18 protein-coding genes are annotated in these 24,343 nt (G+C 37.1%); 9 read left to right on the forward strand and 9 right to left on the reverse strand.

Annotation, left to right across the window (positions count from 1 at the left end):
• Together WBM60_RS03915 and WBM60_RS03920 are read right to left on the reverse strand one after the other, a co-directional pair.
• Window positions 1-866 (reverse strand): MlaD family protein (locus WBM60_RS03915; RefSeq protein ID WP_424282776.1); only part of this gene is annotated, 866 nt, incomplete at its 3' end.
• A gap of 54 nt (window positions 867-920) precedes the next feature.
• Entirely contained in the window at window positions 921-2,372 is a 1,452-nt protein-coding gene (locus WBM60_RS03920; protein ID WP_424258709.1) for an N-acetylmuramoyl-L-alanine amidase family protein, read from the reverse strand.
• A 300-nt stretch (window positions 2,373-2,672) separates the two neighbouring features.
• Between WBM60_RS03920 and WBM60_RS03925 the strand changes: the two genes are divergently transcribed.
• Complete coding sequence (locus WBM60_RS03925; RefSeq protein ID WP_424278898.1) at window positions 2,673-5,327, forward strand: putative LPS assembly protein LptD; 2,655 nt, start codon at window positions 2,673-2,675, stop codon at window positions 5,325-5,327.
• Window positions 5,328-5,410: 83 nt separating this feature from the next.
• Complete coding sequence (locus tag WBM60_RS03930; RefSeq protein WP_424261727.1) at window positions 5,411-5,791, forward strand: RidA family protein; 381 nt, start codon at window positions 5,411-5,413, stop codon at window positions 5,789-5,791.
• Here the strand turns inward: WBM60_RS03930 and WBM60_RS03935 are convergent.
• The 4 genes from WBM60_RS03935 to WBM60_RS03950 form a co-directional block, all read right to left on the reverse strand.
• A complete protein-coding gene (locus tag WBM60_RS03935; protein ID WP_299164517.1) occupies window positions 5,784-6,635 on the reverse strand; it encodes an N-acetylglucosamine kinase in 852 nt (283 codons plus the stop codon). The two genes, WBM60_RS03930 and WBM60_RS03935, sit on opposite strands and share 8 nt — an antisense overlap.
• 81 nt (window positions 6,636-6,716) lie before the next feature.
• On the reverse strand, window positions 6,717-7,718 hold the full coding sequence (gene gap, locus WBM60_RS03940) for a type I glyceraldehyde-3-phosphate dehydrogenase (protein ID WP_424261729.1): 1,002 nt from the start codon (window positions 7,716-7,718) through the stop codon (window positions 6,717-6,719).
• Between the two features lie 22 nt (window positions 7,719-7,740).
• Window positions 7,741-8,730 (reverse strand): 6-phosphofructokinase, encoded by a 990-nt coding sequence (gene pfkA, locus WBM60_RS03945; protein WP_424261731.1) that lies wholly within the window; start codon window positions 8,728-8,730, stop codon window positions 7,741-7,743.
• Between the two features lie 288 nt (window positions 8,731-9,018).
• A complete protein-coding gene (locus WBM60_RS03950; protein WP_424261733.1) occupies window positions 9,019-10,221 on the reverse strand; it encodes a 6-phosphofructokinase in 1,203 nt (400 codons plus the stop codon).
• 169 nt (window positions 10,222-10,390) lie between these two features.
• Between WBM60_RS03950 and WBM60_RS03955 the strand changes: the two genes are divergently transcribed.
• Entirely contained in the window at window positions 10,391-11,443 is a 1,053-nt protein-coding gene (locus WBM60_RS03955) for a class I fructose-bisphosphate aldolase (RefSeq protein ID WP_424261735.1), read from the forward strand.
• A 129-nt stretch (window positions 11,444-11,572) separates the two neighbouring features.
• Here WBM60_RS03955 and WBM60_RS03960 read toward each other — a convergent pair whose 3' ends face one another.
• The gene (locus tag WBM60_RS03960; RefSeq protein WP_424276656.1) at window positions 11,573-15,964 is read right to left on the reverse strand and encodes a translocation/assembly module TamB domain-containing protein; all 4,392 of its coding nucleotides are present in this window, start codon (window positions 15,962-15,964) and stop codon (window positions 11,573-11,575) included.
• A gap of 128 nt (window positions 15,965-16,092) precedes the next feature.
• Between WBM60_RS03960 and tsaD the strand changes: the two genes are divergently transcribed.
• The 6 genes from tsaD to WBM60_RS03990 all read left to right on the forward strand — a co-directional run bounded on the left by tsaD (window position 16,093) and on the right by WBM60_RS03990 (window position 22,460).
• Window positions 16,093-17,118: a tRNA (adenosine(37)-N6)-threonylcarbamoyltransferase complex transferase subunit TsaD gene (gene tsaD / locus WBM60_RS03965; RefSeq protein WP_424276652.1), complete on the forward strand. Its 1,026-nt coding sequence runs from the start codon at window positions 16,093-16,095 to the stop codon at window positions 17,116-17,118.
• Between the two features lie 114 nt (window positions 17,119-17,232).
• Window positions 17,233-17,937, forward strand: a complete 705-nt coding sequence (locus tag WBM60_RS03970) for a 16S rRNA (uracil(1498)-N(3))-methyltransferase (protein WP_424259139.1) — start codon at window positions 17,233-17,235, stop codon at window positions 17,935-17,937.
• Window positions 17,938-18,098: 161 nt separating this feature from the next.
• Complete coding sequence (locus tag WBM60_RS03975) at window positions 18,099-18,740, forward strand: DUF4159 domain-containing protein (RefSeq protein WP_424279319.1); 642 nt, start codon at window positions 18,099-18,101, stop codon at window positions 18,738-18,740.
• Window positions 18,741-18,743: 3 nt separating this feature from the next.
• Window positions 18,744-19,832: an AI-2E family transporter gene (locus WBM60_RS03980; protein ID WP_424262650.1), complete on the forward strand. Its 1,089-nt coding sequence runs from the start codon at window positions 18,744-18,746 to the stop codon at window positions 19,830-19,832.
• A gap of 73 nt (window positions 19,833-19,905) precedes the next feature.
• Window positions 19,906-21,018, forward strand: coding sequence for a THUMP-like domain-containing protein (locus tag WBM60_RS03985; protein ID WP_424262648.1), 1,113 nt, complete (start codon window positions 19,906-19,908; stop codon window positions 21,016-21,018).
• A gap of 65 nt (window positions 21,019-21,083) precedes the next feature.
• Window positions 21,084-22,460 (forward strand): Gfo/Idh/MocA family oxidoreductase, encoded by a 1,377-nt coding sequence (locus WBM60_RS03990; protein ID WP_424262646.1) that lies wholly within the window; start codon window positions 21,084-21,086, stop codon window positions 22,458-22,460.
• A gap of 16 nt (window positions 22,461-22,476) precedes the next feature.
• On the opposite strand, the gene WBM60_RS03995 is transcribed toward WBM60_RS03990, so the two are convergent.
• Both WBM60_RS03995 and WBM60_RS04000 read right to left on the reverse strand, forming a co-directional pair.
• Entirely contained in the window at window positions 22,477-23,409 is a 933-nt protein-coding gene (locus tag WBM60_RS03995) for an alpha/beta hydrolase (RefSeq protein WP_424262644.1), read from the reverse strand.
• A gap of 25 nt (window positions 23,410-23,434) precedes the next feature.
• Window positions 23,435-24,025 carry a M15 family metallopeptidase gene (locus tag WBM60_RS04000; protein ID WP_424278059.1) on the reverse strand — a complete coding sequence of 197 codons (591 nt, stop codon included), beginning with the start codon at window positions 24,023-24,025 and terminating at the stop codon, window positions 23,435-23,437.
• Window positions 24,026-24,343: the final 318 nt, after the last annotated feature.

Raw genomic sequence — 24,343 nt, forward strand, 5'->3', positions numbered from 1 at the left:
CGAAAATCCTGAAGCAAGAGGTCTAACTCTTTGGAAGCCTCAGATAGATTGTTATACAGTTCTTCATTATTTACCAATTTGCCAAGCGTACCTTCACCATTTTCAATTTTAGCTAACATCTTATCCAAATTACTAATTGTAGACTCCAAACTTCTTATAGTATTGGTTAGTCCTACCTGAGCTATGGAATCTGAGAGTACCGAAAAATTAGTGGTAATCGTATTAATATTTGTAATGGAACTGTCCAATTTATTTTTATTATCTGCCAATAATGTATTTAGAGTGGAAGCACTCGATTGAAAACTTTGAACGGTAGTATTTAGACCCTTGATACTTTCTCTTAAGTTTCTTTTTGTTTCTTCATCTAATACTTCATTGAAATTTAATAACAAAGAATCCGCATTGGACACAGCCCCCTCTATTTTCGATTGTAATGGTGCTAATTTTTGCTGTAACAAATCTGTAAGGCCGGGTTTAATATTAGAGGACAAAGTATCCCCGGATTGTGCAAATGGAGCGCCGTCAAAAACCGGATTAATTTGAATTCCTTTACCTCCTATAATTCCTGTATCATATAACTCAGCGACGCTATTTTCAGAAAATTCGAAATTACTGTCAACAGAAAAAGTAACCAGTAGGTTGCCACTTCCATTCTTAAAAGTAATATTAGTCACATTGCCCACATTAAATCCATTAATAGATACCTGTGTTCCCGGCTGCAAACCGCCTACGTGTTTGTAAACCGCGTAAAAGGTTTTGCTGTTATTAAAAATAGGGGTTGATTTAAGAAAACTGAAGCCCATGACAAACAGCAAAATACCTCCAATAACGATTATTCCTGTTTTAATTTCCCTGGATAGCTTCAAACGAATATATTTAGTTTACAAACAAAATTAGAAATAAATTTTCAAGACCTGCTATTATTCAGAGATGTATTTTAAGGCCTCAGGGACAGGAATTCTTTTGCCCTCTTTATAGGCCACAATAAAGGAAGTTTCATAGCCTTTAGCATCGGCGTTGGCCTTAAATAATTTTGCCTGAGAATATGAATTGGTCTTACCATACATATATCTCACAAGGTTATTATGGCGTTCCGTTGAGAGTGAACTCAATCCATTAAATTCTTCAGATAGCAGAGGTAGTACCCTTGAACTTGCCAATAATTGCACTTTAAATACTATTTCTGAGTCTGAAACAACCTCCTCTTTTATTACTTCCTCCTTTATTACCTCTTCCTTTTTTTCTTCTTCTTTTTTCTCATCAACTATTGGCGTAGCAATGGGTTCTTCAGCAATAGTTTCGGGTATTTCTTTTACCTCTTCTTCAGGCACTTCTTTATTTGGTGCAGGCTTAGCCTCCTGCCTTATTTCGATCTCCTCAGGTTTATTTTGGACCTCCTCAGCAGTTTCAGTTTGAGGTAATTCAGTAGAAACGACAGCGATTGGTTCCTTAATTTCCTTTTTCGTTGCCTCATTATTACTTTCAATGGCTGGTGATACTTCCGTTTTTGAAGCTACAATCGTCTCATTTACAGGTGTCTCCTCCTCAATTTTGGTGGTGGTGATTTGCTCTGAAGACGCCGCATCCTCCAGATTAATTCTTGTGTTGTTTTTATAATTAATTATTGCAGACGCAATAGCATTGCCCATTTCTTCCTGGCCTTTTTTAGAGCTTAGGTATAGTCCCTCTGACTTATTTGTAAGAAAACCTGTTTCGATCAGAACACTGGGCATAAAAGTTTGATGTAATACAATAAAACCAGCCTGCTTAACCTTTCTGTCATTTCGGCTCAGGTTGTTAGAAAAATTGTCCTGCATCATCTTACCAAGCATAACGCTTTGATCCAGGAATTCTTCCTGCATAATAGTCAAACCAATTATAGATTCGGGAGAATTTATATCATAATCAGCATAGCGAGATTCGTAATTATCTTCTAGATAAATCACGGAGTTTTCCTTTTTTGCAATTTCAAAATTCTGTTGATTTGCATGTAATCCCAGCACAAATGTCCCGGCACCATTGGCGTCAGAAGTATGTGAATCACAATGTACAGATACGAAAAGGTCTGCATTTGCCTTGTTTGCAATTTCTCCTCTAACAAAAAGATCTACAAAAGTATCATCCTTTCTTGTGTAAATAACCTTTATGTCCGGATTGGATGCTAATTTCTCACCAACATTTAATACAATATTTAAGGCTATATTCTTTTCCATATAGCCATTGCCCAAATTACCCGGATCGTGACCTCCATGGCCTGCGTCTAATACTACAATAAATTGATCAGTCTGAGTATCTGAATCACTTTTGTCATATGAGCATAGCAAGAAAAATAGTATTGCCAGGGGAATGAAAAAAAAATTATTAAACTTCATTGATTTTAGAGTTATATTTTAAAGAACATGGAACAATTGTAATGGCCTTATATCTTTTCCTAAGATAAAAATCTTTATGATTTTTACCTATTACAAATCAAAAATACAATTATCATCTTTCATCTGCTAAAAGAATTTTGCATCCATTTACTATGGTTAAATTTATTGTAATGTGCTACAAGCAGACCAAAAAATATATGTAAGTTTGACTACCAAAAACGAAGCCTTACCGTTACAAAAATAGGATTTATCGCTTTGCAATCAAACAAACATTCTCTACTTTTCTTATTACTGCTTATCATGGGCATTATTCCGCTCTCTGCGCAGGAAGATCTGATCAGGCCCTTACCTATTAAAGCTGTGGGAGATACTATTTACGCGCCTCTTATGCCTGCACCTGCAGTATTAGATACAGTTTTGACCGATTCTATACATTCAGATTCAATTACTGAGAAGCCAGGTTTTTTATCGGATAAAATAAAATATAAAGCGAAGGATTATGTTAAATTAAGTCAAAAAGAGCAAAAAATTTATCTGTATAATGAAGCTGAAATTTATTATCAGGATACCGAATTAAAAGCCGGTATAATAATTATGGATTACATAAAAAACGAAGTTTATGCCGGGCGAATAAAAGATTCTTTGGGTAATTATTCGCAAGTTCCTTATTTTAAACAAGGGGAAAACGTGGTAATTCCAGATTCAATTCGATTTAATTTTGACACACAAAAAGCCCTGATTTGGAATTCCAGAACAGAACAGCAAGCGGGTCTGGGGCAACTTGGTTCTGATGCCATGAAGGTTTATGCTTCGATTACCAAAAAGGAGAACGACTCGGTTTACTTTTTAAGTGAAGGAAGGCTAACTACCTCTAAAGATACTATAGACCCGGATTATTATATTCGAGTCAGAAAGGCAAAGTTTGTTCCAAAGAAAAAAGTCATAGCAGGATTTAGTAATATCTATATTGCAGATGTACCAACCCCTATTGCAATGCCATTCGCATATTTTCCTTTGACTTCCGGACGAACTGCAGGAGTAATGATGCCCACATTTGGAAACGACCCGGACAGGGGCTACTTCCTACAAAACTTGGGTTACTATGTACCTATTAATGACTATGTAGACCTTACGCTTACCGGCGACCTCTATACCAACGGGAGTTGGGGTTTCAGAACACAATCTGTTTATTCCAAGCGCTATAAATACAGGGGTAATTTTAATTTTAGATATGAAAATCAGGTGACAAGTCAAAAGGGGTTTGATGATTACAGCCGGGGAACTATTTACAATATTCAAATTTCACATTCTCAGGATACAAAATCTAATCCTAATTCCAGATTGTCTGCATCGGTGAACCTGGGTAGCAGCCAATACTACAGAAACTCTTTACTTCAGCAGAATTTACCCAATACCCAGATCAATAATTTATCCTCTTCCATCTCCTATTCACGGACTTTTCCTGAATATCCTTCAGTAAATTTAAGCCTGACAGCTACACATAATCAAAACACAAATACAGATGCCGTAGACCTAACTCTACCAACTTTACAAGCCAGTATGGAGCGTATTTTTCCTCTTGCTAAAAGGGATGGCATAAAAAAAGGTGCATTACAGAACATCAATTTTCAGTATGATCTTAATGCCAGGAACAGCATTAGTACCACTACTGATGATTTTGGAACAGCCAAGATGTTTGATAACGCTAAGGTTGGCGCACGGCATCGGATACCACTGAGTACAAATTTTAAAGTAGCTAAATTTTTTAGTGTAAGTGCAGGTGGTACCTATGAAGACGTATGGACCTTGCAAACATTTAATCAACGTTTTGATGCTGAGACGCAAGAAGTTGTTACCGATACTATAAAAGGTTTTGACCGGTTTAATCAATATAGTCTTAGCACTAGTGTTGGGACAACAGTCTATGGTACATTTAATTTTGGCGAGCAAAAAAAGATACAGGCCATCCGACACATAATGAGACCTTCTGTAAGTTATGGCTGGGCGCCTTCTTTTGATCAATATTATGATGAATATATTAATGGAGTTACAGGAGATACTATTGAGTACACCAGGTTTCAAAATACACTTTATGGTGCCCCAAGAAGTGGTAAATCCAGTGCTTTAAGCTTTTCTCTTGCCAATACACTTGAAGCCAAGGTACGTGACAAAGATTCCACGGCTCTGGAACCCAAGAAGGTTATGCTCCTAAATAGTTTTAATTTGTCCACAGGTTATAATTTTCAGGCAGATTCTCTTAATTTAAGTCCGGTAAGTTTAACCGGCGGTACCAATATTCTCAATAATAAAATGTCCATAAACTTTGGTGCCAATCTGGATCCATATGCAATTGACAATAATGGCAGGCGTATAAATACATTTAATATTAATAACGGAGGAAGTCTGTTCAGACTTACATCTGCCAGGGGTAACTTAAGTTATTCCTTGAGCAGTAAAGACTTCCAACCCACCAAGGACCGTGAAGAATATCCGACGGAGGGTGATGCTTACGTTGCCGCCAGTGGGGGCCGGACAGATGATCTTTTTGGAAAAGCAAATAACTTTGATGAAAGCCGGTTTGATGACAGAGATGAAGGTAAAGTTGAGAATCCTATTTATCAGAATAAAATAGAATGGGATCTTCGACTGCAATATGCTGTAACCTATAGTAATAGTGCCAGGCAAAATCAAATCTCCAATAATTCTCTAATGTTTTCCGGTAATATTACGCTATCTCCCGGATGGGACGTTGGCGTGTCATCGGGTTATGATTTCGTTAGAAAAGGGTTTACTGTTACCCAACTTCGGTTTAGACGCGACTTAAAAAGTTTTAAATTAAATTTTGACTGGACGCCGTTTGGTGATTTTGAAAGATGGTACTTTTTTATAGGAATTAAAAGCTCTATTCTTAAGGATCTTAAATTTGAAAATAGAAGTCAGCCTCCTCCCAGGTAATATCAAAAGTAAAAAAACAGAATTCCTGTTTATACTGATCTATTTTTTAATTAGTTTAACCGGCTAAAGCTAAATTCAAAAGCATGAAAAAAATTATACATACTCCCAATGCCCCTGCCCCTATAGGCCCTTATAACCAGGCGGTTTTGAGCGGTAATACATTATATGTTTCCGGACAAATTCCCCTGGATCCTTCAAGCGGAAAACTCATTGAAGATGATATAAAGAAGGAAACACTACAATGCATGAAAAATCTAAAGGCAATACTGGAAGCCGCCGATATGTCTTTTGAAGATGTAGTTAAAGCCACGATCTTTGTTAAGGATATGAATTGCTTTGCAGCTATTAATGAAGTTTATGGCTCATTTTTTAATACTGAAACTGCACCTGCCAGAGAGACCGTTGAAGTCTCTAATCTTCCTAAATTTGTAAATGTAGAGATTTCGATGATTGCCGTCAGATAGTTTCCTTATGAAATTCTACCAGTCCTTCAATTGGTCTCTGACGAATTACGCCTACGATCAGGTCATTTCTTTCCAGAACTGCTATTAATTCATCTTTAAGAAAATAAGCAATACTACCCACAAAATGTATAGGCACCTTGGTAGCTAATTCAAACTGCATAATGTAATTATTTACAAATTGCTGAAGGCCCTTGTCTATAACTCCCTTACAATAGGGGTGTTCTTTGTTCTCAATCAGAAATCTTGCAAATGTGGCCAGATAAGTATTAGGATTTGGCTGCTTGTAAAGGTTTTCCTTAATAACATCGGCATCAAGATCATACTCTTTGTCAAATTTGATTCCCAGGGCCTGTGGCATTTTATGAAAATAATAATCCCTAATTAATTTCCTCCCAAAGAAATTACCACTTCCATCGTCCATAGGAATATAACCCAAAGAAACCACTTTTTGAAACAGTTGATGACCGTCATAATAGCTGCAGTTTGAACCTGTTCCCAAAATGCAGACAATTCCCTGATGTCCGATTTTTGTTGTGGAATAGATGGCAGCATAGGTGTCTTCCTTAACCTCTGCCGTGGCATTTGGGAAAAACGATTTAAAAATATTCTTGAGGAATTTCTTCATTCTATCTGTACCACAACCGGCACCATAGAAATAGAGTCGGCTAACTTTCTCTCTGTTTTTAGACAACTCAAAATTATTGGCTAGCCTATCTTCGATGACCTCTCTTGTGAGGACCTCAGGGCTTAATCCCAGTGTTTGGGTCATAAATAATTCTTTACCCTTATCATCTAAGGCAATCCAATCAGACTTTGTGGCACCGCTATCAACTATTAAAATCATAAATCAAGCATTAAAAAAGAATCCTCAAATTAAGCAAAGTTTTGCTTATTCTGAGGATTCTTACTTATAAAAAACAATTAATTACAATGTAGAAATATATTGTGCCAGGTCTAATAATTTATTGGAATAGCCTGCTTCATTGTCATACCAGGAGATTACTTTGAAAAATTTTGAATTTAATTCAATTCCGGCACCTGCATCAAATATACTGGTACGGGCATCACCAATAAAATCTTGAGAGACCACAGGCTCCTCTGTATAACCTAAAATACCTTTTAGTTCGCCTTCCGAAGCCGCTTTAAAGGTCTTCTTAATATCTTCATAAGAAGTTTCCTTTTCCAGGCGTACCGTTAGGTCAACAACAGAAACATCTGCTGTAGGCACCCTAAATGCCATCCCCGTAAGTTTTCCTTCCAAAGATGGAATAACTTTGGTTACTGCTTTGGCGGCTCCTGTTGAAGCCGGTATGATGTTCAACAAAGCACTTCTGCCACCTCGGTAATCCTTGCGCGATGGTCCGTCAACAGTAAACTGAGTGGCTGTGGTAGCATGTACAGTTGTCATTAAAGCTTCTGCAATCCCATAATTGTCATTCAACACTTTGGCCAAAGGTGCCAGACAGTTTGTAGTACAGGAAGCATTAGATACTATGTTATCTGAAGCTTTTAGATCTTTATGATTTACACCCATTACAAACATGGGGGCATCTTTTGATGGTGCTGAGATAACTACTTTTTTAGCTCCACCATCAATGTGGTATTGCGCAGTTTCCAAAGTTGTAAAAATACCGGTACATTCTGCAACATATTCTGCTCCTACTTCGTCCCATTTTAAAATTTTTGGATCCCTTTCGCCTGTAATTCTAATGGTTTTACCATTAACGATCAAATTGCCATCCTTTACTGCCACAGAACCATCAAAACGACCATGTACCGAATCATATTCCAACAAATATGCAAGATGTTCTACATCCAGCAAATCATTTATGGCTACAACCTCTACATTATCCCTTTTTACTGATTCTCTGAAAACAAGTCTACCAATTCTACCAAATCCGTTAATTCCAATTTTTAGTGTTGACATTATTTATTGTTTAAGATTAAAACTATATAGTCATGATATCTGAAACCCTGATGAGTTCCTTATCAATTTTTGATTTTCCTTTTATGGCCTCACTTACCGGGGTAAATGTTATTTTATTATCAATAATACCGGCCATCAAATTTGTTTTGCCTTCCAAAAGAGCTTCAACAGACTTTACTCCCATTCTACTGGCCAGTACCCTATCAAAACAAGAAGGTGCTCCACCCCGTTGCATATGACCAAGAACACAAACCCGAACATCGTAAACCGGAAGATTCTTCTCTACAAATTCCTTTAGTTCATAAACATTTTTTCCGGTTGTCCTATCGCCTTCTGCAACCACTACAATACTAGAAGATTTCCCCCTGGCTTTGCTGCGAGTTAAGGAATCTAACAACCTGTCTAAACCCAAATTCTCTTCAGGAATCAGTATCTCTTCAGCACCAGCACCTACTCCGGAGTTGAGGGCAATATGGCCTACATCTCTACCCATAACCTCAACAAAGAAGAGTCTATGATGAGAACTGGCTGTATCCCGGATCTTATCAATTGCTTCTACTACAGTATTCAATGCGGTATCAAAACCAACAGTGTATGTTGTTCCAAAAATATCATTATCTATAGTTCCGGGAATACCAATAAAAGGCATTTTGTACTCTTCATAAAAAGCAAGAGCACCCGTAAAGCTTCCGTCACCCCCAATAACCACAAAAGCATCAATATTATTAGAAACCAACTGATCATAAGCTTTTTTACGACCCTCCGGGCTTCTAAACTCATCGCACCTGGCAGATTTAAGTACTGTGCCTCCCTTGTTAATTATGTTATTTACACTACGGGCATTCATTGGAAGAAAATCCCCTTCGATCATCCCTTCGTATCCTCGATAGATCCCAATACAATCTTTCTTAAAATATGCACATGTACGTACTACGGATCTTATGGCTGCGTTCATACCCGGAGAATCACCTCCAGAAGTAAAGACCGCAATTTTTTTTATTTGTGAATTCATTTAAAAAATTAGAATTGCAAAATTACTAAACTTATTGCAGAAAAAGAATTAGACAAACCCTTTATTTAACACCAGTCAGCACCTAAATCGATATAGTGGTAAATTTCTTTATTTATATGGCAAAATAACCCTATTCACGGATGTCTTGAACCCGTCAAAATCTGTGAAAAAATAGACATTTTAATCAGGACAAATATTATTCGCAAATAAAATAACAAATCCTCTCAAAAAAGTTATGTTCAATCAACTAATTAAGGACCTACCCTTTGTTGAATAGACTGCTTACCGTTAGTCATTGGTCATAATAAATAAGGGTAGCATTTCAAAGTTTTTATAATAGGGATGCAGTTTAGGGCGGTTATAGAATTTATCTACGTTAACGAACTTCTTAGTTTCCGTAACAACCTCTATGGGCACATGATCGTAACGTCCATTTTTCAATACCACCATTCGGCCATCAATCCCTTTAAGTATTAAATCGAGTGCCAGATTTCCATAGGCCGTAGGCACTACAGAATCAATAAAATCAGGATCACCGCAACGTACCATGTATCCGAGTTTCTGATTGATTACATTTACGCGGTTTCCCTTATTGTATTTAGGGGAGATTTTCTTTAATGCGAGAGAGACTTCATCACCAATACCACCCAACTTGGCATGGCCAAAGGCGTCTTTTTCCATTCCCTCATATTTCATCTCACCACCTTCAAAGGTTGCCCCTTCGGAAATAAGTACAATTGAATAGTTACTCGGATTTCTATTCCTGTCCTCTGTAAGTAACTCAGCTAGTAGTTCTATATTGAAGGGCACTTCCGGAATAAGACATCTATTAGCTGCTCCAGCCAAGGTAGGCAACATAGCTGTAAACCCGGCATAGCGTCCAAATACTTCAAGTACAAGAAAACGTTCATGGGATCCTGCTGCGGTCCGAAGACTGTTTGTAAGACTAATAGTTCTGGTAACACATGTACTGAAACCTATACAATAATCCGTTCCGGGGACATCATTATCCATGGTTTTGGGAATGGCCATTACCTTAACTCCCTGTTTGAACAAATGAACGGCATAGCTAAGCGTATCGTCTCCCCCAATCGCAATCAAATAGTCTACACCCAGCCAATCGAGATTTTTGATCACTTCCGGTGTAAGGTCATTGACCTCCTCCTTATAAGTATCTCTTAAATGAGCTGGAACCATTAGTTTAGATACATGACTTGCCCTGGTCCTGGAAGTATGAAGAAAAGTCCCACCGGTTCTGGCTGCTTTGTTCACCACTACCTGGGAAAGTTCCATAAAGTTATTGCTGTTGTCGTGCTTACTGTTTCTTTCAATATCTATTAATCCTCTCCACCCTCTTCTAAAACCAATCACCCTATATCCTTCACGTATTGCTCTGAAAGTAACCGCCCTGATTGCTGGATTAAGTCCGGGAACGTCTCCACCTCCGGTTAAGATGCCGATGGTGCCTTTGGTCTTCTTAATGTTTGCCATGATATATTTTTATTTAATTTTCAGTTTAAAACCACAAAATAACTAGGATGGTTAAAGTACTAAATTATGCTGATATCTTATTAACATTTTCCAAAAAAAACCTCTAAAATCAGCCTAAAAAGTGGCTTTATCGGCGTATCTTTATAGGAAGATTGAAAACTATACTATTATGTCATTTAACATTGAAAAAATTTTAGGTAAAGAAGCCAATTACCTTTTAGATCACAAGTGTAACACGGTAAAAAAAGAACATCTACATCTGCCCGGTCCTGATTTTGTGGATCGTGTTATGACCGCTTCAGACAGAAATCCTGTCGTACTTCGCAATATGCAAACTCTCTTTAATAACGGACGAATGGGTGGCACCGGATATGTATCTATTCTTCCTGTGGATCAGGGAATTGAGCACACTGCAGGTGCCTCGTTTGCGCCAAATCCAATTTATTTCGATCCTGCAAAGATTGTTGAGCTTGCAATAGAGGGTGGTTGTAATGCCGTTGCATCTACTCTTGGTGTCCTTGGTTCTGTTTCACGAAAATACGCACACAAGATTCCATTTCTCCTTAAATTGAACCATAATGAATTACTTACGTATCCCAATAAGTTTGATCAGATAATGTTTGCAAGTGTGAATCAGGCTTTTGAGATGGGTTGTATCGCAGTTGGAGCTACAATATATTATGGCTCAGAAGAGAGCACCAGACAAATTCAGGAAGTTACTGAAGCTTTTGAATATGCTCATGAACTAGGTATGGTAACCGTCTTATGGGCATACCTTCGAAATCCTGGTTTTAAAAAAGATGGTATTGATTATCACGTTTCAGCTGACGTAACCGGACAGGCCAATCATTTGGCTTCGACAATTCAGGCAGATATAGTAAAACAAAAGCAGGCTGAAAACAACGGAGGTTTTAAAGCCATAAATTTTGCCAAAACACATGAGAAAGTATATTCAGAATTAACCACTGATCATCCAATTGATCTTACCCGATACCAGGTAATGAATTGTCTTATGGGCAGGGCGGGATTAATAAATTCCGGAGGATCTTCCGGCGATAATGATTTGGCTCAGGCTGTTAAAACCGCTGTGATTAATAAACGAGCCGGAGGTATGGGGTTAATATCCGGACGAAAAGCCTTCCAAAAACCTATGGCAGACGGAGTAGAGCTTTTGAACGCAATACAAAATGTATATTTAGATGATAAAATTACAATTGCTTGATATATAATGTTTTAAATTCATTCACTTAAATTTAATTATAGGTTAAAATACAATTTTTTTTAAAAAGCACCACCGTTTTACGGGGTGCTTTTTTTAGTATATCATATAAACATTACTATAATGGATGAATCACAATTTTGGAATATTTGTCTTAGGATAAAATTTTATTAAACTATCCTTTCCCATAACTGCAGTGGGCACAGTAGCCGTTGCCTGAGGTTCCTCTGTTTCGACATTCTTATTCCTAAAAATCTTTTGCATTAGTTCCTTAAAACTATTGAAATCTACCTCGTAAGAAATACCAATACCTTGTGTATAACCCTGTTGTTCTGACAAAAACTGTTGTATTTCATTTTCGCGATTAAAAATCTTGGCGCGCAGTGTTCCTTCTTCATTTAATAAAATCTGTACTTCCACGTCGCCCGCAACCACTGTTTCACTTACCCCTCCCACAGGAACCCCGAACCTACCATTAAATAAAACTTTGTCACTTATCTGAGTAGATACAGTTACCCCTATTCTGTCTTCGGTAGAAATATCGTTAGGATCCAGATAGCCTTGCTCGTAAGTAACCCCAAAATCAAACTTATCATTGCCGCCACTGTCAAGAACCTGGTTTAATAAGCCGGAGGCCGTTTGAATTAAGTTGCCAGTAACTGCCTGCTGGTTTATACCTGACCCCTCGCTGACAAAAGTTCCCTGAGCAAGCAGGAAAAATGCATTTCGTTCTTCTATTGTCGGATCCTGGAGCCTGTATTCCAATTCAGATTTTACGGTAGAACTTGTGCCTGGAAATTCAATATTTAAATCAATTGTAGGTCGTTCTAACTGATCTGTTAGCCGTATAACCACATCCGTTGGTATTCGCCTGCTATATCCGGAATTATCCAGTAAAGGAGCCGGATTCGCATTTAGGGAATACACGGCTTCCATGTTTAAAGTTGCATCAAGCGGTGCCCCGTCCCATACAATGCTTCCTCCCGGTTTAACACTAAAAGTCCTGTCAATAATTCCCCCAAATTTGTAATTATACGACCCGGTGACCACCACAAAATCGCCGTACATATTAAACTTACCATTTGTATTAATTTCTATAAAAACCAAACCTGCGCCTGTCCCTTTTAAAGAACTTCCGGTTTTGGGGTCAAGCACAATCTCAACCTCTGCATCTGGAGTTACATCCAAATCAAATCTAAGTTCTAATCCGTCATATTCTTTGAGCTGGCGCTCAAAATCAATAGTCTCAACTTCATTTTTATCAATAAATGTGATAAAGGAATAATCGCCTACAGAGGTCACATCACTTATTGGTATCTTTAAAGATGTCCCCCTGGCTGTTGAACCTTCAAAATTAATATTCATGGCATTAGACGGACCAAATATTCGTCCCGTACCATTAACAAAACCGGATCCATAGTAGAGTTTTTCTTCTTCAAATTCGGTATTTAGTATTAAAAACCTATCCCCACTGGTATTTATATCCAAATCAAAATTCCACTTCTTAAAGAAATGGTGCTTAATTGTACCGTCCAGAATGGCCTCGGTATTCAAAGCGACATCTATAAGTTTCACATTCTGAAAATTAAAAGTCTGTTCATTTAATTTAACCACAGAATTAGCTCCAAAATCATAGTCTACGTTAAGATAAGGCACAGAAAGCCCTGCATTATTCATAGTCAAAAGGCCTTCAATATCAGGGTTCCTTATATCTCCTTTTATTTGAGCATTGCCATTGAGCATTCCTCGAATATTGGAAATAATATCCTTGCCCAAAGGACTAAAAGGTTCCATATCAAAATTACTGAACGTAGCCACCAAATCTGCCTGAGGTATTTCCTGATCCCTTGTGACCTTGCCAAATACTCCAAATTTTTCAAGCCCGTTTTCCTTAATTTGAGAATTAACGGAAAATTCGGTAAGGTCACGATTACCAACAATACCAATGGTAAGGTTCCCGAGGTCTATATCATTTACTCCAAATTCAGATATGTCCAAATTGCAAACGGGCAAGTAAATATTGTCCTTTTGAAGAACATTTAAGGTACCATTAATCTCCCCTTTGAGCTTTAAACTGTCTATTGTAGGGGTTATTTTATTTAAGGAGACTATTTTAAACTGAAGTTCCAAATCCTTAAAAGTAGAATCTGCAAGTTGTCCTTTTAGCCTTATTTGTTCCCTGTTATCATTATTCATAACTATTTCTTCTATAGTAATACTATCCAGGGTACTATTAAAAATCACCTTGTTTTTGCTATCGCTTTCACGATTTAGAATCCATGTATTCCCTTTAAAACTTACGTCAGATTTTTTTAAGCCAATCACTGATTTATTGTCCTGATTGAAAGTGTGGTAAAAATTTAAATTATAACTATCATCATACTCACTACCTCCCTTAAATTCTGTTCTAAAGAACAGCGTGTCATTTAAGGTGGTATTAATCAGATTAAAGTCTTTTAGATCATAATAAGGAGTTGAAACATCCTGAACAGCCAGATAGGTATTAAAAAGAGGGTTTTTGTTATCAATCCTAAAATCAATACTGTCTAATTCATTGCCATAAGCCGTAATATAAGGCGATTTGAAATTGAGTTTAAAATCTCCCTGATCTGCGATTATATTACCCCTGATAAAAGTATTTGGGCCAAACTCAACCTCTGGAAAAAAAACTTCAACAATTTTATTATATATCTTAAAATTAAAGGCCATTTCCTGACCTCCTGAAATTTCGTATGGTCTATAGTTTGTATAAATACTACCTATTGAATTTCGTACTAGTCTACCAAGTTCCCTTACTTTAAATTTACCCCTCATATATCCTGTAATAATATCGGGAGAATTTATTTCTATAGACCGGGTAGAATCTGCAGAAAATGTGGATTCAATTTTAAAATCTTCAAAGTAGTAGGTGTTATTTATGTTTTGATAATTTGTTTGGGTAAACTTAATATCTCCCTCAATACTTTGAAAGGAACTTCCTGTGATGTCCATACTTACATTGCCCTTAAATATGGACACACTGTCATCTATAAAATTTAATATTTTCAGGTCGGCATAATCTACCGAAGCATTAAAGTTGAAACTACTTTTATCTGTGCTAAAATCCGCCAGTCCTTCAAATCTAAATTGCAGGTTTTCATCATTGCTGATTAAAGACCCGTCAAATAATTGATCCTTCAGGATACCGGAAATCTTTACATCTTTATAATCATACCCATTGAAAGTAATGCTATACACCTGTCCTAAAACTTCAGTATTCAGATTTTTGCTTACAAAACCTTTACCTTCAACATTAACATCAATAGTTGTTTTACCTAAACTTTTATTATCTGTAAAACGGCCCAAATCAAAATCAATTAAGGACACAAATCCTTTATATCTCGCATTGTCTATATTGTCAATTTCTGTTAGGGTAAGATCTACATAACTGCTTCCTATGGCTGTGTTCAGGTTTGCCTGGGTTTCTATTGATTTTGGTGTAATAAAGGCATCTCCCCTTACCGTAAACTGTCCTAGCCTCTGGAAAGTAGAGGGAAGAGATTTTCCTAATATTTGAGGTAATAATGATCTCATCTGATAATAGCTGGTAGTAATATTCTTTATTTTGGCATCGAGCTCAAAAATACTGTCTTTTGAGAAAATATTTTTAAAATTAAAATCCCCTCTGATCCCTGTATTATCTGATTGCAGAAATAATTGTTCTACATTCAAATCATTTAACACCCCATTTAAAGTGGCAGAAAAATTTACTATTTTTTCTGAACCGAATTGGTCATACAACATATTAATCTCATCCAATGCAACTGATGAATCTATAAAATCTGCATTTAAATTTACCTTGTCTATAAATTGTGCGAGGTCTTCCCTGTTATAAGTAAATAATAAATTACCTACAATATTAGATTTGGGCGTTTGGATTTGCAGGGAATCAAATCGCATTTGCTGTTTGGTGTATTTAAAATTTGTAGCCAGTTTTTCGACATCGATACCCAAAGCACTTTTTAATGATAAACTTTCGATAACCGCAGTAACTTCTGGTCCGAGAATTTGAAAATCACCGGCATCTATGTTTAGGTCCCTGAAATTTAATATTTCAACTTTTTCCTTGTTCATATCTATTAACCGGAATGTGCTATTTTTTATTTGAACATCTGATGAAGAAAAGTAAAAAGGCGGTGTGTTCGGGTCACGGGGTTTTTTGTCATCCAGCTTGTCAACAAAAACTCCGAGATTATTATCTTTTTCTCCTTTATAAGTTTTAAGATTAAAAAGTAATCCTTCTATGTCTATATCTCCAAATTGTAATTTCCCATTAATAAGATTTCGCATACTTAAAATGGAGGTAGACAGCTCTTGTATGTAGATCAGCGTGTCCTGCTTATAATCTTCAATATAAACATCCTTTAAGGCCGTGTCCCAGGAAATAAGGGAAATTCTAAGTCTGTCTACATTAATATTGGTGCCAAACTTATCATTTAGAGTGTCAGTCGCGTAACGCGCAAGCTTAGTCTGCACAGCAGGAATAGAAAGAATAATAGTCCCTACAACGCAAGCCAGCAGGAATACTAAAAGCGTTCTAACGAGTATTTTTCTCAGTTTTTTGATAGGGCTATTATGTTTTACCTTTGTGCTACCAATTTTTGTTCCAAACCATGAGTGATAAACAAAATATATATATTCTGGCTATTGAATCATCCTGTGATGATACGTCGGCCGCTGTTTTGTATAACGACAACATGCTTAGTAACGTGGTAGCCACGCAAAAAATTCATGAGGCATACGGTGGTGTTGTTCCGGAACTTGCATCAAGAGCACATCAGCAAAATATTGTTCCGGTAGTACACCAAGCGTTAGCCAAGGCAAATATCGACAAAAAACTAGTATCAGCCATAGCATTTACCCGCGGACCCGGACTACTAGGTTCATTACTAGTGGGGACTTCATTTGCCAAATCACTTTCATTGGGCCTAAACGTGCCATTAATAGAGGTTAATCACATGCAGGCACACATTTTAGCACATTTTATAAAAGAAGGTGATAAAAAAGTGCCCCCCTTTCCATTTTTAGCTTTAACCATTAGTGGCGGTCACACTCAGATAGTTTTGGTCAATAATTATTTTGATATGGAAATTCTTGGGGAAACCCTTGATGATGCAGTTGGAGAAGCATTTGATAAGAGCGCAAAAATTCTTGGCTTACCATATCCCGGAGGACCATTAGTTGACAAGCATGCCGCAAAAGGGGATCCTACAGCTTTTCCTTTCCCAAAACCAAAGGTAAAAGGCCTAAACTTCAGTTTTAGTGGCTTAAAGACCAGCATCTTGTATTTTATTCAAAGAGAAACTAGTAAAAATCCAAATTTTGTTGAAGAGAATTTGAATGATATATGTGCCTCGATTCAATATACCATTATAGGTATTTTGATGGATAAACTTAAGAAAGCTGTCGCTCAAACCGGTATAAAAGAAATAGCGATAGCAGGTGGCGTTTCTGCTAATTCCGGAATAAGAAAGGCATTACAGGAAAGTGAAATCAAATACGGATGGAACACATATATACCAAAATTTGAATACTGCACCGATAATGCGGCAATGATTGGTATTGTTGGCTATTTAAAGTATCTTGATGGTAAATTCAGCGACCAGCGTATCGGGGCAAAGGCGAGATATGTGATATAATTATATCTTAATTAGAAATGGCCTTTGAATTAGAAGTGATAAGGATTTGGTCAGGATTAGAATTCGTCAACATTAAATTAAATAGCAATTAACTAATTTTTTCTTTTTTTAACTATGCAACTTTTCTATAACCCTTCGCTGGATAATAGCGCAAATCTGTTCTCTTTTGATAAAGAGGAAAGTAAACATATTGTTAAAGTTTTACGCAAAAAAGAAGGAGACGAACTTTATATCACTAATGGTAAAGGTGATTTGTTTACTGCCAAAATACTAGCGGCGGATATAAATATGTGCAAAGCGGCAATAATTTCGACGCAAAAGAGGCATCCTAAAATGTTCCGGCTGCACCTCGCCGTTGCTCCTACCAAAAGCGCTGAACGCTACGAATGGTTTCTAGAAAAAGCAACGGAAATTGGTGTTCATGAAATAACTCCCATCCTGTGCGATCATTCAGAGCGGAAAATTCTTAAAATGGAGAGGCTACAAAAAGTAGTTCAGTCGGCAATGAAACAATCACTTCGGACGTACCTGCCTAAAATAAATAATCCGGTTTCCTATACAGAATTTATAGCACAAGACCATAAAGAACTCTTGTTTATTGCCCATTGTGAAGAGGAAGAGAAACTAGACCTAAAACGATGCGTCGCCGCAGATAAGGATGTAACTATTTTAATAGGTCCCGAAGGGGATTTCTCTCATAAGGAGATAAAAGAGGCTTATAAAAAAGGGTTTTTACCAATATCCCTTGGTGAAGCCCGACTTAGAACTGAAACAGCCGCTATAGTTGCCTGTACCGCTGTGGCATTAATTAATAGATGATCCTAAAAGCCTTTAAGTCTTAATTTATTTATAGGTCATAGCGTTCAAATTAAACTTGAAACCTAAATTTTGAATTATTGCTTAAGGGAAAGATTTTTAGAAGTGAATTTTTTTTATTGTGATTATAGTATCTTTAGAAACGTGACAAGTGACCCTTTTTTATGAAATTACTTCCCCTATTTTTAACAGTTTTGTGGATAGTCAATGTTAATTCACAGGAAATCGCAATTTTAAAATACAATGGTGGCGGCGACTGGTATGCGAATCCAACAGCCTTACCTAACCTTATCAGATTTTGTAACGAAAATATTGATACAGAAATTGAGCCACGACCTCAAACTGTGGACGTGGGCAGCTCAGAAATTTTTCAGTATCCCTTCTTACATATGACTGGTCATGGCAACGTTTTCTTTACCCAGGATGAAGCGGATAATCTAAGAACATATCTTCTTTCGGGAGGATTTGTACATATTGACGATAATTACGGTATGGAGCCTTATTTAAGAAAAGAACTTAAAAAAGTTTTTCCTCAGAAGGAACTCATTGAGATTGCCGCAGACCACGCGATTTTTAAAACACAATATGAATTTCCTAAAGGCTTGCCAAAGATCCATGAACATGATGGAAAAAGACCACAGGCTTTAGGTATTTTTCATGAAAACAGACTACTGTTGTTATTTACCTATGAGTCGGACCTGGGTGATGGTTGGGAAGATCCGGAAGTACACAATGATTCTGAGGAAGTGCGCCTTAAAGCCCTTCAGATGGGTGCTAATATTATACATTACGCATTTAAAAATTAAACTATGAATTCAAAGATGATTGCAGATGGAATATTGAGGGCTGTGGCAGTTATTATTGCGGTTCTAATTATTTGTTATTTCTTTTTCAAAATCAGCACACTCTTGATCTATATAGCCATAGCTGTGGTTATTTCACTTATTGGAAGGCCTGTGGTGGTATTCCTAAAAACAAGGTTAAAGATGAGAAGCACTCTGGCTGTGATTTTAACCATGGTACTTTTTTTGGGGATTGTAATCGGAATAGTTTCAATGTTTATACCCTTATTGATAAAACAAGGACAAAACCTTTCCCTCTTAAATATTGATGCATTACAAGAAAATATTGAAAACCTTTACCGGGAGGTGACAAACTATTTTGGTATTACCACAATAGATATTAAAATGCAGCTTCGGGAATCCAAGATATTTTCTAAGATCAATTTTGGTGTTATTCCGGAATTTTTAAATTCTATCGTAAGTCTTTTAGGAAGTTTGAGTATTGGTCTGTTCTCAGTGCTATTTATTGCTTTCTTTTACCTTAAGGACAGCAAACTTCTACAGGAGAATTTAATGGTCCTTATTCCTGACAACAAGGAACCCAGGTTAAAAAAATCAATGCATACTATAAAACTACTTTTATCAAGGTATTTTGGAGGATTGGTACTTCAAATTTCAATATTATTCGTCATCTATACGACAGTTCTTTTAATCTTTGGTATTGAAAATCCTGTGGTCATAGCCTTTCTTTGTGCTCTTTTGAATCTTATCCCCTATATAGGTCCTGTTATTAGTGCTTTTTTGATGGCATTGTTAACGATGACCAGTAATTTAGGAGCCGATTTCAGCACGGTAATTTTACCTAAAACTATCTATGTCATGATAGGTTTTACAATCGGGCAATTGGTTGATAATTTTTTCTCTCAGCCATTTATTTTTTCCAATAGTGTAAAATCTCACCCCCTGGAAATTTTCCTTATCATAATCACTGGCGGACTCCTCTTTGGTATCACAGGAATGATCATTGCAGTGCCTGGTTATACCGTAATTAAGGTAATTTTGAAGGAGTTTTTTGCCGAAAATAAGATCGTGAAGTCTTTGACAAAAAATTTATAGTTTTACTTTGAATAAGAATATCTTAAACACTGGTGTACAGGATTATATAAATAATAATTTAAATACTGACATCATGTCAGTGTTGCTTAAAAAGAGTGATTTTGATGCAATTTCTTCAAAAGAACTGGCGCAACAGATTGAAGGTAAAAAAAAATGCGCTGTTAAGCTTCCAACATGGTTCAGGACTGCAGAAATATACTTTCCTTCAAAGTTAAATATTGAACAATCTTCCTCAGAAAAAACAGCTATCTACAAGGCAGGTTTACTTAGTGGTAAATCTCTTTTGGATGTAACAGGTGGGTTTGGTGTGGATAGTTATTTTTTTAGTCAAAGAATACCCGAAGTCATACTATGTGAAATTAGTAAACAATTATCTGAAATTACTGCGCATAATTTAAAAGTACTTGGAGCAGATGGTATCAAAGTTGTATATACTGATGGAATAGAATATTTAAAAAAGTCTGATAAAATATATGATTGGATTTATATAGATCCCTCCAGAAGAGATAAAACCAAGGGCAAAGTATTTAAATTATCGGATTGTTCGCCGGATATCACGGAACATTTAGATCTATTGAAGGAAAAATCAAAAGCTATCCTGCTAAAGACCTCTCCCCTCTTAGATATTGCCATGGGTCTCAAGGAATTGAAAAGTGTTGAAGAAATTCATGTAGTTGCATTGAATAATGATGTTAAAGAAATACTATGGATCATTAAGGACCAATATCTTGCTGAGCCTTTAATAAAAACAATAAATATCAAAAATACACAGGATGAGTTTTTTGCATATAAACGCTCAAGTGAATATTTAACCAAATCTGACTTCTCCGGGCCACTGGACTTCCTGTATGAGCCAAACGCAGCTATTCTAAAGGCCGGGGCTTTTAAAACCATAGGAAATGAATTCCATTTAAAAAAGTTACACGAGCATACGCATTTATACACCTCGGAAAAGCTGGTTAAATTTCCCGGGAGAGTTTTTAAAATACTTTCTGTTAACCCATATAATAAAAAGTCAATAGCTGCTCTTAATATTGGAAAAGCAAATGTTACCATTCGCAACTTCCCGTTATCGGTGGCTGATATTAGAAAGAAACATAAAATACTGGAAGGCGGGGAGCACTATCTATTTTTTGTGAAGGATCTTAATAACAAGCTCCAGATTCTAAAATGTGTGAAATCATAGCAAAAATATTTTTCGGTATATTTAAATAATATAACCACCTAAGTATAACTATTGATCATAAATACATGGAATCCAAAACATTCAACATTAACAGGAGAAATTTTCTTAAAGGTGCTACAGCAGCGGCCGTATTATCTTCATTCGGTACTTACGGATTTGAACTTATGTACAGAGATAAGCCCTGGCGAGTAGGACTTATTGGTGCCGGTTGGTACGGCAGCAGCGATCTTTTCAAACTCATACAGGTTGCTAATGTAGAAGTTATATCGATATGTGATGTAGACAGCAATTTCGTAGAGAACACGGCCAATCTCGTTGCCCAGCGTCAGAGATCAGGTAAAAAACCAAAAAAGTATTCGGATTATCGGGAAATGCTGGCAAAAGAAGGTCTTGAAATTGTGTTGATAGGCTCCCCGGACCATTGGCATGCACTCCAATGCATTGATGCCCTGAAGGCGGGGGCTCACGTTTATGTTCAAAAACCTATTAGTGTTGATGTAATTGAAGGAGAGGCCATGGTAGCTGCCGCCCGAAAGTATAATAGAGTTGTGCAAGTGGGAACACAGCGCAAAAGTACTCCCCACTTAATACACGCCAAAAAAAATATTGTAGACACCGGGATGCTTGGAAAAATTTCTCATGTTGAGATGTGTTGTTATTTCCATATGCGTGCAAATGGAAATCCTCCCGTTCAGGAAGTCCCGGATTTTCTGGATTATGAAATGTGGACAGGGCCTGCCCCGCTTAGACCATATGATGGCTTGCCGCACAAAAGATGGTGGCGGACTTTTATGGAATATGGTAATGGAATAATGGGCGATATGTGTGTTCATATGCTGGATACGGTTAGATGGATGCTGGACCTGGATTGGCCCAACCGCATAAGTTCTACCGGAGGTATCTATGTTCAAAAGGACGGTAAATCCAATATCGCAGACACACAATCGGCTATTTTTGAATATGATAATCTCAACTGCATCTGGCAGCACAGAAGTTGGGGGACGCCAGATGATCCGGAATACCCATGGTCATTTAAATTATTTGGTGAGAAGGGAACACTTTCCGGGAGTACTATGCAATATGATTTTGTACCATATGGAGATGGCAAACCAATACATATGGATGTAGTTTACGAAAAAGAGAAATATCCCGAAGATTTAACAGAAAAAGACATCGAACTTAATGCGGCACCGGCCACGAGGTTGCATATGCTCGATTTTCTGGCGGCTATAGACAAAGGAACAAAACCGGTTGCCGACATTTTGGACGGTCACATTTCAACAGCCAGTTGTATTCTTGCAAATATGTCTATGGAAGTTAAAAGACCTTTGATCTATGACCCTAAAAATTTTGTGGTAGTTAATGATTTAGAAGCGACAAAATTATTGCAAAGACCTTATCGCAGTCCATACGTACATCCCCATCCGAACCAGTTTATTTGATTGAATTTCGGTTATATTAAAATTGGAGCGTCCATTCGTACAGATGCTGAGTCCACCTGCTAAGACTTTGGTTCTTCGTGGCTAATGAGAAGCCATGACCGCCTTCCGGATAAATATGAAGTTCTGCCGGCACTCCTTTTTGGTTTAGAGCCCGAAAAAATAACAGACTGTTCTCGGGCGGCACAGCTTTATCATCAGCTGCATGGAAAAGAATTGTTGGTGGCGTATTCTCTGAAACCTGAAGCTCATTTGAAAAGTAGGTAATACTTTCATTATCCGGCTCATCACCCAATAGGGCCTTTTTTGATCCGCTATGGACTGAAGAATCAGAAAAGGATATCACGGGATAAACCAAGGCCATATAATCGGGTCGGGCACTTAATAAATCGGCGCCGTCTACATACTTATATACCTCATCATCAAAATGGGTCCCAAGGGTAGATGCGAGATGCCCGCCCGCAGAAAATCCAATAATGCCTATCTTGTTATCATCAATATTCCAATTTTTCGCCATATACCGTGTAAGCCTCATGGCCCTTTGTGCATCCTGCAAAGGAACAAACTGATTATTTTCTAAGGATTTTGAAATAGGTAACCTATACTTTACCACTATCCCTGCAATTCCTTTTGAATTCAAAAATTTGGCAATATCACTGCCTTCCCAGTCATATGCCAAAATATGATATCCGCCTCCCGGGAAAATTAACATTGCCTTACCCGTACTATTGGCTTCAGATGGTAAATACACCTCTATTTGGGGATATTGCACATAACTTATCCTTTGAATAGCTCCTTTTTCGAGTATCTCCACTTCATCAGATTCAATTCGGTTGGGAACAGCATCTGCAGGCCAAAGCGGCAAAATGGTGTCCTGGGGATAAACAACTTGAATAAGTAAAAATGAAATTAAAAAAGTATATATTATCCTAATCTTTTGTCTGTTTTTCATTGGTTTAGCCATCTCTGAAATTTGTCTAATTACATTCCCATTTAAAATCTGCAATGCGGTCATTGGAAGCGCTGGAGAGGTTGTAATGCCACCACTCCGTCCTTACTGACCAAAACCCGTATTTTTCCATAGTTTCTTTTAAGACCTTTCTATTTTTCAGGATTTCCTTAGGTAAATCCATATTATCGTGATATGCCTTTTTACCAAAGAAATCAAAATCGGTGCCCATATCCAATTCATCTCCTCTTAATGTTACCAGGGTAATATCTACGGCACCCCCTTTATTATGTATGGAACCCTTAACAGGATTCGCCACATACTGCGGGTTCGGGACAATCTCCCACATTTTATACTGCACAGAATTAGGCCGGTAACAATCATAAAACTTAATTTTGTATCCCTGCTCTATAAAATCATTGTTTGCCTTAATTAAGGCCTTTGCGGTCTTTACTCGCGTATAACATTCTGCACAGTTGTAAACTTTGGCTTTTAAAAAATTGTTTTCTGTGGCATATCTAAGATCATATTCAAAATCACTGCTATAGTCGGCTAAACGCACGAATGTAGTATCAGCCATGTCAACTAAAGATTTGAGCGCGTCTTCCCCGGGAGCAATGCCTGATTGTGTTTGTGTTTCCAAAACAATTACTGAATCCGATTTGGTATCCAATGCCTTCTCTTTTACCGATTTTTCTTTGCACCCGGTAAAGAGGATAATAAAACAAAAAAATGTGATGGTTTTCAAAAGTGATTCCGGCAATTGAATAGTTTAATTACGAAGTTAGAGAAAATTAAAAACACATGTACTTCTAATAACTCATTTCTATTCAAAAGTGTTTTTTCCAAAAACTTTCCCAAATTCAAATTATACTGTCTGATGTGGCCTGCATGAGATAAAAATCAGATCGAATTATGATTCAATTTAGTTAGAGAT

It is taken from the genome of Eudoraea sp. (assembly GCF_049669105.1).
GTDB lineage: Bacteria > Bacteroidota > Bacteroidia > Flavobacteriales > Flavobacteriaceae > Eudoraea.